Here is a 13204-nt window from a genome sequence, read left to right as displayed (position 1 = left end):
GCGCATGCGTGAGGGGCGATCCGCCTTCTGGCCCGACTATCGGACGATCTGGCGCTGGCATATGCTGGCGGGATTGTTCTGCCTGCCTTTCGTCGCCTTGCTGGCGCTGACGGGGGCGATCTATCTGTTCAAGCCGCAAATCGACGATCTGATCGACTGGCGTTACGACCATCCGGCCGTGACGGGGGCGCCGGCCGCGCCTTCGGCGGAGGTGCGGGCAGCGCTGGAGGTGGTGCCGGGCAGCCGGTTCATGGCCTATGAACTGCCGCGCCCGGGACATGGCGCGGCCCGAATCATTGTCCTGCGGGGCGGTGAGGCGATCCGGGTCTATGTCGATCCGTCGTCGCTGACCGTCCTGAAGCAGGTGGCGGAGGAGGCGCGGTTCGAGCGGCTGGTGTTCAAGCTGCATGGGCAGTTGCTGCTGGGCAATGTCGGGTCGGTCATCATGGAGATGGTCGCGTCCTGGACCATCGTGCTGATCGTCACCGGCCTGTATCTGTGGTGGCCGCGGGGGCGCAGCGGGCTGGCGGGCGTTCTCTATCCGCGCCTTGGCCTGGCCGGGCGGGCGCGGTGGCGCGACCTGCATGCCGTGAGCGGAGTCTGGCTGTCTCTGGTCCTGGCGCTGTTCCTGGTGTCCGGCCTGCCATGGTCGTTCGTGTGGGGGCATGCGCTGCAATCGGTCGAGCAGCGGGTGGGGCGGCTGATGACGGTGCAGGATTGGGAGATCGGTGCCGTTCCGGTGCGGGACACCATTGCCGGGCATCGGGTCGCGGCCCATGCCGACATGGATGGCAGGGCCGGCATGCCGGGCATGGCGATGGGCGGCGGGCAGGCGGTCGCGCCGGATGGTCTGGCCGGGCTCGATGATGTGGTGGCGACGGGCGCGCGGCTGGGGCTGTCGGCGCCCGTGCTTGTCACGCCACCGGCGGCGGTCGGGGCGGCGTGGCAGGTGCGGTCGGATACGCAGGATCGGCCGCTTCGAGTAAGTGTGCAGGTTGCCCCGGATGGAACCGTGCTGTCGCGGCAGGATTTTGCGGGCAAGGGGCTGGTCGATCGTGCCGTCGGCTATGGCGTGGCGGCGCATGAGGGGCAGTTGTTCGGCTGGCCCAATCAGGTGCTCAACCTGCTGGTGGCCGGGGGACTGGCGACCATGAGCATTGCCGCGACCATTTTGTGGCTGCGGCGGCGCCCGCCGGGCGGCTGGGGCGTGCCGGCCGCCTCGCCGGGACGGCGCGTGGGCGTCGGTGCCGTTACGGTGATGGCTCTGCTGGGCGTATTGCTGCCGGAATTGGGGATATCGCTTTTGCTGCTGGCGGTGGCGGCATGGGTGACGGGGCGCCGCGTTCGGCCTTGATGGAAATGAGGCACCGAAGCACCGGAAACGCGCGTCGGATCGCCGCCAGCGCGCGGGTCCGCTCAGGTTCTCAGGACGGTGCGTAGCCGGTCGGCTATGGCCTGGGGGCTGGAATCGACCGGCAGCATTGCCGCGAGGCGGTTGTTGCCGTCCATCAGATAGAGAACCGAGCTGTGGTCCATCAGATAGGCGCCGTCGGGGACGCCCGACATGGACGGGTGGCGGTGGGCCAGGACGTGGAATTCGGCGAGGACCGGCTGGATCTGGGCGGAGCTGCCGGTCAGCCCGACGATGCGCGGCGAGAAATGGGCGACATAGTCGCGCACGACCGAGGGGGTATCGCGTGCCGGATCGACGGTGACGAAGACCGGCACGACCGATGCTGCGCGGGGGCCGAGCTGGTCGAGCGCCGTGGTGACGGTTGCCAGCGTCAGCGGGCAGACATCGATGCAATGGGTGTAGCCGAAATAGATCAGCGTGTAGTGGCCGTGGAAATCGGCCTGGGTGACGGCGCGGCCCTGTTCGTCGGTCAGCGCGTACGGTCCCCCGATGGTGGCATGGGGGCGGTCCAGGACCAGCGTGCGCAATCCGGCGGCCGCCAGCAGCAGGCCGCATGCCGCCGCGCCGAGCAGCGCCATGCGTGTGCGGTGTGGGGCCCGAGACGGCGGGGCGGTGCGGGGGGGCGGTACGGTCTTTTTCGGCATGCCTCTTGCCGTTGGTGGCGATGGTGGAGCGCACCTTACTGATTTTTGCGGCGGATCGCGACTCCCGTTACCGATGCGAGGGCCGGAGGTGGCGACGCCCTGTGACACTCCAGTGCCTTGACGAGGGGGCAGGTTTGGCCAGGGTTCCGGCACTGGCCGTTGCGGTGTCGATGCTCTCGGCCCGTGCCGGCCGGCGGGTAGTGTGGATGAAGCCCAGCGGGCCGCGGACCGGGCCGGCATGGGCTTTCCGCATCATCGATCCTCAGTCTGTGATTCCTTCCTGAATTTTCAGGTCCTTTCGTGACAGTTTGCCGATGAGCGTCTTGGGCAGGGAGTCGCGAAGAACGATTTCGCGCGGGCGTTCGATCTTGGAGATATACTGCTCCAGGTGGGTTGCGAGGTCGGCCGGTGTTGCCGTGGAATTGGGGCGCAGGGTGACGAACGCCTTGGGTGCCTGGCCGCGATAGGGGTCGGGGACGCCGATGACGAGGGCCTCGAGCACCGCCGGATGGCGGTGAAGGGCCTCTTCGATGACATGCGGATAGACGTTGTAGCCGCCGCAGATGATGATGTCCTTGAGGCGATCGACCAGGAAGAGATAGCCGTCCGCATCGAGATAGCCGACATCGCCGGTGCGGAAATAGCCGTCCGGCGTGAAGGCGGAGGCATTTTCATCGCTCTTCCAGTAGCCGGACATCACTTGCGGACCGCGTACGCAGACTTCGCCTTTTTTCATGGGGGGAAGGCGAAGGCCGATATCGTCGAGGCTGCGGATCTGGAGGTCGGTATGGATGACCACCTTGCCGCAGGAGCCATCGCGGACGCCATGGAGGGGGGTGAGGGTGAGGACCGGTGAGGTCTCGCTCAGACCGTATCCCTCGATGATCGGGCATCGGGCCGTTTCCTCGAAGCGCTTGCGCAGGGCGACGGGCAATGGCGCGCCGCCGGAAATGATGGCGCGCATATGAGCGAACAGGTCGGGGGAGAGATCCTGATCGCGGAGCAGCGCGGTCAGGATCGTCGGCACGATGGGCATGAGCGCGATCCGGACCCGGCGCATGGTGGCGAGCGTGGCATGCGTGTCGAAGCGCGGCAGCAGCACGATTTCGCCGCCGCGTTCGATCGTGAGCAGCATGACGGCCATCAGCGCGAAGACATGGAACAGGGGCAGGATGGCCAGTGTGGTCGGTGGCTCGCGCAGGGCGTCCTGCGCCATGTCCTTGACCTGTTCGATATTCGCCAGGAGATTGCCGTGGGTGAGCTTGGCGGCCTTGGGAATGCCCGTGGTGCCGCCGGTGAATTGCAGGACGGCGATATCGTGCTGGGGGTCGATCGTCACATGTTTGGCCACCGTCTTGCTGTGGGCCAGCGTGTCGTAGGAGACGATGCGTTTGTCGGCCGGGAAATGGTAGATGTCCCGCCACTTCAGGACCTTGAACAGCGTCGACTTGATCGGCGGCAGCGCGTGCGAGAACGGGCAGACGACGATGCGCCGGACCGATGTGTTCTCGGCCGCCCGGTATGTGGGTTCGGCGATGGCGGCGATGTCTGACATCACCAGTACCGAGATGTCGGCGGTCTTCAGGATCTGGTGGACCTCATGCTGGACGTAGAGCGGGTTGAGGTTGACGACGACGGCGCCGATGCGCTGCACGGCAAAGAAGACGATGACGGAGTAAGGCGTGTTGGGCAGCGAGAGGGCGACGCGGTCGCCTCTGGAGACGCCGATATCGTTCAGGCCGCCCGCGACATGCTCCACCGCCTGGAAGAGGTCGCGATAGGTGAATTTGCGCCCCATGAAATCGATGGCCAGGGCATTGGGGCGGCGAAAGGTGGAGACGCGGAGAAGATCGAAGAGATCCTGTACCGCATCGCCTGATGCGGCATGACGCAGGATGGTGCTCTCGTTCATGGCATTCATGGGGAAAACCCTTCAATCGGGCGGGGGAGACCCTGGCGAGCGGGTCGATCCGGTAGCTCCCGCTATCGTTCAGAAATGCGTTCTCACACCGAAGGCGACGATGTTGGCGTAATCGTTGTAGGTGCCGACCAGGCGCCCCGAGGTTGTGGAGGCGGCATTGTCGATTTTGGGATTGGTGCCGAAGATGTGGGCGTAGGACAGGGTGAGGGTCACACGCTTGATGGGCGTGTAGTCCACGCCCACGCCCAGATCGAAACGATTGGTATCCGGCGTGATCGTGTTGCGGTTCTTCAGGGTTGTCGGGCTCTGGTCGTAGCTGAAGCCGCCGCGGATGAGCGTGGATTGCGATGCCCGGTAGGTGGCGCCGATGCCGCCGAACCAGCTATTGCGCCAGTTGACCGCGATCGATGTGCTGGCGCCGCCGGGGTGATCGGACACGTTGTTCAGCCCGTGCAGGAGGGACCAGTGTGTCCATTCTCCCTGCAGCATGATGGTCCAGCGCGGCGACAGGACCCGGGTGACGCCGAACGAGACGCTGTCGGGCAGAGTGACCTGCATGGCGCCGTGGCCGCTCTGGGCGATCAGCGACCCATTGACCAGCCGGTTGGCGGCCAGCAGCGGCGGGGGCGAGAATTGGGTGCGGGTGGAGAGATTGTACGTGATGCGCGACTGGTAGTTGATGCCGATCTGGGTTGCGTCATCGGGCTTGTACAGGATGCCGGCATCGTAGCCGAAGCCGAAGGCGTTGCCGGCCATGTCGACCGTGGTCGGCCCGAAGGCGTTCAGTGCGCCGAGATTGAGATCGCGCGTGAAACGGCCGGTGAGAAAGCCCATGCGCGGGCCGGCGCCGACCGAGAAATGCCTGTTGAAACGGTAGGAGGCCATCGCCCCGAGTTCGTAATCCGTGATCGAACTGACGAGGCTCTGATAGCGGCCGACCCAGTTGGACGGGTAATTGGCGCGCTGGCCGTAGGGGGTATAGAACCCGTAGCCGATCGCCCAGCGGGGATCGATTTTCAGGACGCCGTAGCTGGCGGCGGTGGCGGCATCGGTGATGCCGCGATTGCCCTGCACGCCCGGGGTGGTGATGCCGGGGCCCAGATAGTTCCGGCCGGAGAACCGGGCAACCGGACCGGCGTAGAACACGTTGCCCTGCAATTCGCTATAGTCGAGGAAGGACATGCCGGCGGGGTTCATCAGGACGGTCGAGGCGTCCCCCGCGCGGCTGACGGAGCCGACATAGGCGTTGCCCAGTGAAATCGCATCGGTCTCACGCAAGGCGAAGCCCGATGCGGCGGCCTGGTGGCCGGGGCAGAGCAATGTCTGGGTGATGAGGGCGCTGCATGCCATCAGTGTGATTTTCTTTTTCATTATTGACTGACCATCTCAGCATTCAAACCAAACATTTGGTAGGTTAATCGGACAATCGCGTCCCCCATGTCTCTGATCCGGGAAAACCATGAGCGCGGCCCCAGCGGCTTGCAAGAAAATTACGGCAGGAATCGGAAGCGGCGCGCTTCACACTCTCTCGATTGAAAAGCCGGAAATGACGGCGCCAAACGTCGGAAAAAGAAGGGAGTTCCGGCGGATGAGCGGATCGGACTGTTTTTTTGATGGGGAAACGACTGTCGGCGCGGCAGGCGCGCGGCCGGTCTTTCATGTGGGGGATGGCGGGATGGGTATTCTGTAGAACAATCGTTCGGTAGAATATGTCGCCGAAAAGGGCGGGAAGACCGGGTCGCCCCTATGGTCTTCCCGCTGGGGCTGGATTATCCGAGGGCCGCCGTGAGGGCGGGAACGATCTGGAACAGGTCGCCGACCAGGCCGTAATCCGCGACCTGAAAGATGGGGGCTTCCTCGTCCTTGTTGATGGCGACGATCACCTTGCTGTCCTTCATGCCTGCCAGATGCTGGATGGCGCCGGAGATGCCGCAGGCGATATAGAGATCGGGCGCGACGATCTTGCCGGTCTGGCCGACCTGGTAATCGTTGGGGACGAAGCCGGAATCGACGGCGACGCGGGAGGCGCCGATGGCGGCGCCGAGCCTGTCGGCCAGCGGTTCCAGAATCTTGAACCCTTCCGCGCTTTGCAGGCCGCGGCCGCCGGAGACGATGACCCTTGCGGCTTCGAGCTGGGGGCGTTCGGTGCTGGAATGTTCCGCCGAGACGAAGCGCGATTTCTGCTGGCCATCGGGTGGGGTCAGGGCTTCGATCGGGGCGGCGCCGCCCTCGGCGGCCACGGGGTCGAAGCTGGCGGTGCGGATGGTCAGGAGCTTCTTCGCATCCGACGAACGCAACGTGACCAGCACGTTGCCCGCGAAGACCGGCCGCACGAAGGTCTGGGAATCCCTGATCTCCATGACATCGGGGATCATCTGCACGTCGAGCAGGGCGGCGGCGCGGGGCAGGGTGCTCTTGCCGATGGCGGTCGCGGCGGCGACGATATGATCGTAGTCCGGGGCGAGGGCGACGAGCAGTGCTGCCAGCGGCTCCGCCAGGCCGTGGGCGAAGGCTTCGCCCGATGCGGTGCGGACCTTGCGGATGCCGGGGATTTTCGCCGCACTTGCCGCCGCGGCTGCGATGGTGTCGGGGCCGCCGGTCACCAGCACGTCGATATCGCCGAGGCTGGCCGCCGCCGCGATGGCCGAGCGGGAGGTCTGCGGGATGGTGCCGTCTTCGGCATCCAGGAGGACGAGCGCGGTCATGGTCAGATCACCTTGGCTTCGTTGCGGAGTTTTTCGACCAGTTCGGCCACGCTGCCCACCTTGATGCCTGCCTTGCGGGCCGGGGGCTCGGCCATCGAGAGGATGGCGAGGCGGCGCGTCAGGTCGATGCCGAGATCGGTGGCCGCGATGGTCTCCAGCGGCTTCTTCCTGGCCTTCATGATGTTGGGCAGCGCGGCGTAGCGCGGCTCGTTCAGGCGCAGGTCGGCGGTGACGATGGCGGGCAGGGCCAGGGCCAGGGTTTCCGAGCCGCCATCGACTTCGCGCGTGACGGCGAGCCCGTCCGCCGTCTTTTCGACCCGGCTGGCGAAGGTAGCCTGTGGCCAGTCCAGCAGGCCGGCGAGCATCTGGCCGGTGGCGTTCATGTCGTCGTCGATGGCCTGCTTGCCGAGGATGACGAGGTCGGGCTTTTCGCGATCGACGAGGATTTTCAGGATCTTGGCGACGGCGAGCGGTTCGGGGCTTTCCTCGGACTGGACGAGGATGGCGCGGTCGGCGCCCATGGCCAGGGCGGTGCGCAGCGTGTCGGCTGCCTGGGGGACGCCGATGGAGACGGTCAGGATTTCGCTCGCGACGCCCTTCTCGCGCAGGCGCAGGGCTTCCTCGACCGCGATTTCGTCGAACGGGTTCATCGACATCTTGACGCCGGCGGTCTCGACGCCGCCGCCATCGCGCCTGACGCGGACCTTTACGTTGTAATCGACGACGCGTTTGATGGGGACAAGGATTTTCATGGTTCCTCAGGAGAAATGAAGGGTTGGGGGCGGATTACATGCCGCCCGGATAGTTGGGGCCGCCGCCGCCTTCGGGCGTGTACCAGTCGATATTCTGGGGCGGGTCCTTGATGTCGCAGGTTTTGCAGTGGACGCAGTTCTGCGCGTTGATCACGAGCCGGGGCGCGGTTTCGGCATCGGCGACTTCATAGACGGCGGCCGGGCAGTAGCGGATTTCGGGCGCGCGGTACGTGTCCCAGTTGAGTGGTTTCCACAGGGCCGGGTCGCGCAGGCGAAGATGGGTCGGCTGGTCCTCCACATGGTTCGTGTTGGACAGGAAGACCGAGGAGAGCTTGTCGAAGGTGATCGTGCCGTCGGGCCTGGGATAGGCGGGCGGCGGGCAGGATGCGGCGGGGCGGAGGGTCTCGTGGTCCGCATGGTGGAAGTGGAGCGTCCAGGGCGCGCGGCCGCGCAGGATGGCGGCGTCGATGCCGGCATAGAGCGCGCCGCGCAGCGTGCCCCATCGCGCGAAGGCGGGGCGGATGTTGCGGGCGGCCGACAGTTCCTGATGCAGCCACGATACCTGCAGCCGGTCGGTGAAGGTATCGGGTTCCGGCGCGTCTGCCGCATGGGCCGCCGCTATGGCCTCTGCGGCGAGCATGCCGGATTTCATGGCCGTGTGGGTGCCCTTGATCTTGGGCGTGTTGAGGAAGCCTGCCGCGTCGCCGATCAGGGCGCCGCCGGGGAAGGTGAGGCGGGGGAGGGATTGCAGCCCGCCTTCGGACAGCGCACGGGCGCCGTAGATCAGGCGGCGGCCGCCTTCGAAATATTTGTGATAGACCGGGTGGAGCTTGGTGCGCTGCATTTCGTCATAGGGGGAGAGCCAGGGATTGGCGTAGTCGAGCCCGGTGACGAAGCCGTAGGAGACGAGGTTTCGGCCGAAATGGTAGAGCCAGGCGCCGCCATAGGTCCGGTCGTCCAGCGGCCAGCCGAAACTGTGCAGTACCAGGCCGGGTTCATGCAGTTCGGCAGGGATTTCCCAGACTTCCTTGATTCCCAGGCCGTAGGTCTGCGGATCGACGCCCTGGCGCAGATTGAAATGCGCCATGACGCGCTTGGTCAGGGAGCCGCGGCAGCCTTCGGCGAACAGGGTGTATTTGCCGCGCAGTTCCATGCCTGGCGCGAAATTCGGGCCTTTCGTGCCGTCGCGGGTGATGCCCATGTCGCCGGTGAGGATGCCGGCGACGCGACCGTTCTCGATCAGCACGTCCGCGCCGGCGAAGCCGGGATAGATTTCCACCCCCATCGCCTCGGCCTGTGTGGCCAGCCAGCGGCAGACATCGCCCAGACTGACGACGAAATTGCCGTGATTGGCCAGATGCGGCATGACCCATGGCAGGGCGGGGATGCGGAATGCCTTGCGTTCGGTCAGGAGATACATCTCCTCACGCGTGACCGGCGTGTCGAGCGGGGCATCGCGGTTGCGCCAGTCGGGCAGCAATTCGTCGAGTGCCCGGGGCTCGATGACCGCACCGGAGACGATATGCGCGCCGATTTCGCTGCCTTTTTCGATCAGGCAGACGGATTCGTCGGGCATGAGCTGCTTCAGCCGGATGGCGGCTGCCAGCCCGGCCGGACCGCCGCCGACGATCACGACGTCGAACTCCATGATGTCCCGTTGGCTCATATAGAGGTCTCCAGTGTTCGGGTACCGGGCGGTGCGGACGCGGCATCTGGTGGGCGTGGTACCGTTCGACAGGGGAAGTCTATATCGCGCCGCGTTTTTATCGAACAGTCGATAGGTAGGGAGTGAGAGCCCGTGGATGGTGGAAGAGGGGGCGGGGCATACAGAGAAATTGCATAGAATAATGATAAGAAAAGAAATTATCTGTTTTTTCTCTCTCCGTCACATGTTTGAGATCGGCGCCTGGCCTGGTGCCGATGCGGGAGTGTGGCGTGGATATCCGGCGGGTGCCGGCGGCGGTCTTTCCCCGCGATTCCGGGGAGGGACGAAAAAATCTAACGATCGTTCGTATGAATTTTTGAGGAATGCGGCGTGAGGCGTAAAAGGCGGATTCTTATGATAATATATTGATATAAATGACGAATCTGTGCAGGATCGCGCGGGTTTTCCTTCTTCGGACGGTGGCGGGTTCCATCAATGAACCGTGTCATCACGACAAAGCGTCTTTGCCGGGAGGCCGCCATTCAATTATCAAAGGGGGGCACAACGCGCGCCTTCGTTCCAAACAAACGTTAGACATAATGGGCGAGGGCATTGCCAGGAGCGCCATTCATGAATTCCGTTGTCATCGCAGGATATGCGCGATCGCCGTTTCAGCTCGCGCGCAAGGGGCAGTTCGTCAGGACGCGCCCCGATGATATCGCGGCCCAAGTCGTGCGGGCCCTGGTGGAGCGCACGGGGGTTGCGCCCGAGGAGATCGAGGACCTGATCCTTGGCTGCGCGTTTCCGGAAGGAGAGCAGGGTTTCAATCTCGGCCGGATCGTGGCGCTGCTGAGCGACCTGCCGCTTTCTGTGGGTGGGGTGACGGTCAACCGTTTCTGCGGCTCTTCGATGCAGTCGGTCCATATGGCGGCCGGGGCGATCCGCATGGGGGCCGGGGAGGCCTTTATCTGCGCGGGTGTGGAGAGCATGACGCGCATTCCGATGGGTGGGTTCAATCCGCTGCCCAATCCGGCGCTCTACAAGAAGCGCCCGGGTGCGTACATGGACATGGGCATCACGGCCGAGAATGTCGCGCGGACATACGAGATCGGGCGCGCGGAGCAGGAGGCGTTCGCGCTGCGCAGCCAGGCGCGTACCCGCGATGCCGTCGCGGCGGGCCGGCTGGAGGCGGAGATCGTGCCGATTCAGACCCGTGACGGTGTGGTCTCGGTCGATGGCTGCCCGCGTCCGGACACCAATGCGGAGGGGCTGGCGGGATTGAAGCCGGCCTTCGACGCGGCCCACGGCACGGTGACGGCGGGCACGTCCTCGCCGTTGACCGACGGGGCGGCATCCGTGCTGGTCTGTTCGGAGGCGTATGCCGACCGCAAGGGGCTGCCGAAGCTGGCGCGCATCCGCTCGATCGCCATTTCCGGCTGCGCGCCCGAGGTGATGGGGCTGGGCCCGATCCTCTCGTCGCGCAAGGCGCTGGAGCGTGCGGGGATTGCGATCGGGGATGTGGGGGTCGTGGAATTGAACGAGGCCTTTGCCGCGCAGTCGATCGCCTGCGTGCGCGAACTGGGGGTGCGTGACGAGACGCTGAACATCGATGGCGGCGCGATCGCGCTGGGCCACCCGCTGGGCGCCACCGGCGCGCGCATCGTCGGCAAGGCGGCGCAGCTTCTGGGGCGCGAGGGCGCGCGGTACGCGCTGGCGACGCAATGCATCGGCGGTGGGCAGGGCATTGCCACGGTGTTGGAGCGCATCTGATGACCCAGCATATCCCATCTGGCGGGACGGACGGCGCACGGCCGGCCTTCTCGCGCGTCTGCGTGATCGGCTCGGGGGTGATGGGGGCGGGGATTGCCGCCCAGATCGCCAATGCCGGGGTGCCGGTGCTGCTGCTGGATCGCAAGGCGGACGGGGCGGACCCGAACGCGCTGGCCAATGACGCGATCGCCAGGGCGCTGAAGACCGATCCGGCGCCCTTCATGGACCCGGCGGCGGCGAAGCTGATCACGACCGGCAATATCGATGACGATCTGGCCCGGGTCGCGGAATGCGACTGGGTGGTGGAGGTGATCATCGAGCGGCTGGACCTCAAGCAGGCGCTCTATCGCCGGCTTGACGCTGTCCATCGGCCCGGTACGCCGATTTCGTCGAATACTTCGACCATTCCGCTGGCGCGGCTGGTGGAGGGGTTGCCGGCGCGTTTCACGCGCGATTTCCTGATTACCCATTTCTTCAACCCGCCGCGCTACATGCGGCTGCTGGAAATCGTGACCGGGCCGGTGACCGATCCGGCGCATGTCGATGCGGTGACGGATTTCTGCGACCGGTGGCTGGGCAAGAGTGTCGTGCGGGCCAAGGATACGGCGGGCTTCATCGCCAACCGCATCGGCACGTTCTGGATGCAGGCGGCGGCGCGGGTGGCGGTGGACCATGGGCTGACGGTGGAGCAGGTCGATACGATCATCGGCCGGCCGTTCGGCATTCCCAAGACCGGTGTGTTCGGATTGCTGGACCTGGTGGGCATCGATCTGATGCCGCATATCTCGGCCAGCATGAAGTCGCTGCTGGCGGCCGGGGACCGGTACCATGCCTTTGCCGACGATCTGCCGCTGATCGGGAAGATGATCGAGGGGGGCTATACCGGCCGCAAGGGCAAGGGTGGCTTCTACCGCATCAACAAGGCGGGTGGCGGTAAGGTCAAGGAATCGATCGATCTGGCCACGGGTGCCTATGCGGTCTCCGAACGGTTTGCGTTGCCGCCGGGTGCGGGGGATGCGGCGGGGCTGCTGGCCGCCAATGACCGGTTCGGGGCCTATGCGCGCAAGGTGATGGGCGAGACGCTGGCCTATGCGGCGTCGCTGGTGCCCGAGATCTCGGACGATATCGTCGGTGTCGACAAGGCGATGGAGCTGGGATTCAACTGGAAGAAGGGACCGTTCGCGCTGATCGACCAGATCGGGGCCGCGAAGCTGGCTGCGTTGCTGCGTCAGGAAGGGATCGCGGTGCCGGCGCTGGTCGAGGCGGTCGGGGATGGGCGGTTCTATCAGGATCGGGACGGCGTGACCCGGGCCTTCGGCGTGGATGGTGGCTGGCATCCGGTGGCGCGCGCTGAAGGGGTCATCCTGCTGGAGGATTTCCGCAAGGGTGGCAAGCCGGTGCTGTCGAGCCGGTCGGGCGCGCTGTGGGATATCGGCGACGGGGTGGCGTGCTTCGAGATCACGACGAAGATGAACACGTTCGATGAGAGCGTGATGGCGATCCTGGAAAAATCGATCGCCCATGTCGGGGAGCATTTCAAGGCGCTGGTGCTCTATTCGGATGCCGCGCATTTTTCGGCCGGGGCCAATCTGGGCCTGGCGGCCTTTGCGGCGAACATGGCGGCGTGGGGGGAGATCAGGAAGCTCGTCGTGCGCGGGCAGGCGGTCTACAAGGCGCTGAAATATGCGCCGTTCCCGGTTGTGGCGGCTCCGGCCGGCATGGCGCTGGGCGGCGGGTGCGAGATCGTGCTGCATGCCGATGCCGTGCAGGCGCATGCGGAGAGCTATATCGGGCTGGTCGAATGCGGGGTGGGGCTGGTCCCGGGCTGGGGCGGGTGCGGCGAGATGCTGGACCGGCTGCGGGCCGATCCGCACACGGCCGGGGGGCCGATGCCGCCGGCGCGCGAGGTGTTCGAGATGATTGCCACGGCGCGGGTCTCGAAATCGGCCGCCGAGGCGCGGCGGATGCATATCCTGCGGGACCGCGACGGCATTACCATGAATCGCGACCGGCTGCTGGCCGACGCGAAGGTGCTGGCGCTGTCGCTGGTCGAGGGATACCGGCCGCCGCCGAAGCCGGAATTCCATCTTGCGGGGGCGGGCGGGAAGCTTGCGCTCGACATGGCGGTGGAGGGCATGGCGCGGCAGGGCATCGCGACGCCCCACGACGTGACGGTGGCGGGGAAGCTGGCTTTTATCCTGACCGGCGGCACGCATGACAGTACGGAGAATGTGACGGAGGAGGACATGCTGGAACTGGAGCGTACGGCGTTCCTCGAACTGATCCAGAGCATTCCGACATTGGACCGGATCGAGCACATGCTCGAAACCGGCAAGCCCCTCAGAAACTGACG

At 65.6% G+C, this 13204-nt stretch carries 10 protein-coding genes; 4 read left to right on the top strand and 6 right to left on the bottom strand.

Features of this window, described 5'->3' with window-relative positions:
• Window positions 1-4 precede the first annotated feature (4 nt).
• Window positions 5-1354, top strand: a complete 1350-nt coding sequence (locus HLH36_RS11330) for a PepSY-associated TM helix domain-containing protein (RefSeq protein WP_182986484.1) — start codon at window positions 5-7, stop codon at window positions 1352-1354.
• 62 nt (window positions 1355-1416) lie between these two features.
• Here the strand turns inward: HLH36_RS11330 and HLH36_RS11325 are convergent, their stop codons facing one another.
• The 3 genes from HLH36_RS11325 to HLH36_RS11315 form a co-directional block, all read right to left on the bottom strand.
• A complete protein-coding gene (locus HLH36_RS11325) occupies window positions 1417-2058 on the bottom strand; it encodes an SCO family protein (RefSeq protein ID WP_182986483.1) in 642 nt (213 codons plus the stop codon).
• A gap of 262 nt (window positions 2059-2320) precedes the next feature.
• Window positions 2321-3979 (bottom strand): long-chain-fatty-acid--CoA ligase, encoded by a 1659-nt coding sequence (locus HLH36_RS11320; protein ID WP_182986482.1) that lies wholly within the window; start codon window positions 3977-3979, stop codon window positions 2321-2323.
• A 69-nt stretch (window positions 3980-4048) separates the two neighbouring features.
• Complete coding sequence (locus HLH36_RS11315; protein ID WP_182986481.1) at window positions 4049-5329, bottom strand: OmpP1/FadL family transporter; 1281 nt, start codon at window positions 5327-5329, stop codon at window positions 4049-4051.
• Between the two features lie 109 nt (window positions 5330-5438).
• On the opposite strand from HLH36_RS11315, the gene HLH36_RS11310 reads away from it, so the two are divergent.
• On the top strand, window positions 5439-5669 hold the full coding sequence (locus HLH36_RS11310; RefSeq protein ID WP_182986480.1) for a hypothetical protein: 231 nt from the start codon (window positions 5439-5441) through the stop codon (window positions 5667-5669).
• A 79-nt stretch (window positions 5670-5748) separates the two neighbouring features.
• On the opposite strand, the gene HLH36_RS11305 is transcribed toward HLH36_RS11310, so the two are convergent.
• The 3 genes from HLH36_RS11305 to HLH36_RS11295 are packed head-to-tail and all read right to left on the bottom strand — an operon-like array spanning window position 5749 to window position 9102.
• Complete coding sequence (locus HLH36_RS11305; RefSeq protein WP_182986479.1) at window positions 5749-6684, bottom strand: FAD-binding protein; 936 nt, start codon at window positions 6682-6684, stop codon at window positions 5749-5751.
• Window positions 6685-6686: 2 nt separating this feature from the next.
• Entirely contained in the window at window positions 6687-7436 is a 750-nt protein-coding gene (locus HLH36_RS11300) for an electron transfer flavoprotein subunit beta/FixA family protein (protein WP_182967893.1), read from the bottom strand.
• A gap of 34 nt (window positions 7437-7470) precedes the next feature.
• The gene (locus HLH36_RS11295) at window positions 7471-9102 is read right to left on the bottom strand and encodes an electron transfer flavoprotein-ubiquinone oxidoreductase (protein ID WP_182986478.1); all 1632 of its coding nucleotides are present in this window, start codon (window positions 9100-9102) and stop codon (window positions 7471-7473) included.
• Window positions 9103-9711: 609 nt separating this feature from the next.
• On the opposite strand from HLH36_RS11295, the gene HLH36_RS11290 reads away from it, so the two are divergent.
• Both HLH36_RS11290 and HLH36_RS11285 read left to right on the top strand, forming a co-directional pair.
• Window positions 9712-10851 (top strand): thiolase family protein, encoded by a 1140-nt coding sequence (locus HLH36_RS11290; protein WP_182986477.1) that lies wholly within the window; start codon window positions 9712-9714, stop codon window positions 10849-10851.
• Complete coding sequence (locus HLH36_RS11285) at window positions 10851-13202, top strand: 3-hydroxyacyl-CoA dehydrogenase/enoyl-CoA hydratase family protein (protein ID WP_182986476.1); 2352 nt, start codon at window positions 10851-10853, stop codon at window positions 13200-13202. The genes HLH36_RS11290 and HLH36_RS11285 overlap by 1 nt, the downstream gene beginning before the upstream one ends.
• Window positions 13203-13204 lie beyond the last annotated feature (2 nt).

The organism is Gluconacetobacter aggeris, from assembly GCF_014174395.1.
Taxonomy (GTDB): domain Bacteria; phylum Pseudomonadota; class Alphaproteobacteria; order Acetobacterales; family Acetobacteraceae; genus Gluconacetobacter; species Gluconacetobacter aggeris.
Note: the sequence above shows the minus strand (reverse complement) of the source record. Positions and strands in the feature narration are given on the sequence as shown.